This window comes from Bifidobacterium xylocopae (genome assembly GCF_003315615.1).
GTDB classification, from domain to species: Bacteria; Actinomycetota; Actinomycetes; order Actinomycetales; family Bifidobacteriaceae; genus Bombiscardovia; species Bombiscardovia xylocopae.
In genome coordinates, this window is record NZ_PDCH01000046.1 from 1 (window position 1) to 499 (window position 499).

General features: G+C 56.7%; 1 protein-coding gene. It reads right to left on the reverse strand.

Going from position 1 to position 499, the window contains the following annotated elements:
* Nucleotides 1–243 precede the first annotated feature (243 nt).
* On the reverse strand, nt 244–480 hold the full coding sequence (rpsF, locus tag CRD59_RS07570; RefSeq protein ID WP_407923134.1) for a 30S ribosomal protein S6: 237 nt from the start codon (nt 478–480) through the stop codon (nt 244–246).
* Nucleotides 481–499: the final 19 nt, after the last annotated feature.

Here is a 499-nt window from a genome sequence, read left to right on the forward strand (position 1 = left end):
TGTGGTCTGTCAGCAGCATCTCACCACACACAGCTACACCCAATCCGTCGGCGGCTGCGTCAGATGTGTATAAGAAGCAGACCCACGATAGTGATGGTCGTTTCACCAGCCATGACGATTCCTTACTTGCTTGATTCCTATTGATTCCCAAGGTCTTCTCTTCCCCCAAGCCGACGCACCGCCGGCGGGAGACAAGCTGTCAAGGTCCTAGGGATTCTTTATCTGCTCAAGGCAGACGAAAACCTACTTGGCGTCCTTACGCAGGATCTTGGTGCGGATTACGGACTCGTTCAGATTGAGGATACGGTCGAGCTCGTCGCTGACAGCAGCCTCGGCGCTGTAGTTGATCACAACGTAGTTCCCCTCGGTCTTGCCGTCAATCTCGTAGGCCAGCTTGCGACCGCCCCGCCAATGAGGATCCTCGCCGCCACCCCCGTCCTTGGTGACGTTTTCGACGTCCTCTTCGTTCAGCCTCTCCATCGCGCGCTCTACCACGTCG

What these genes read in the sequence shown, in the direction of transcription:
- rpsF (WP_407923134.1), bottom strand. Translation starts at nt 480, where the DNA reads ATGGAGAGGCTGAACGAAGAGGACGTCGAAAACGTCACCAAGGACGGG.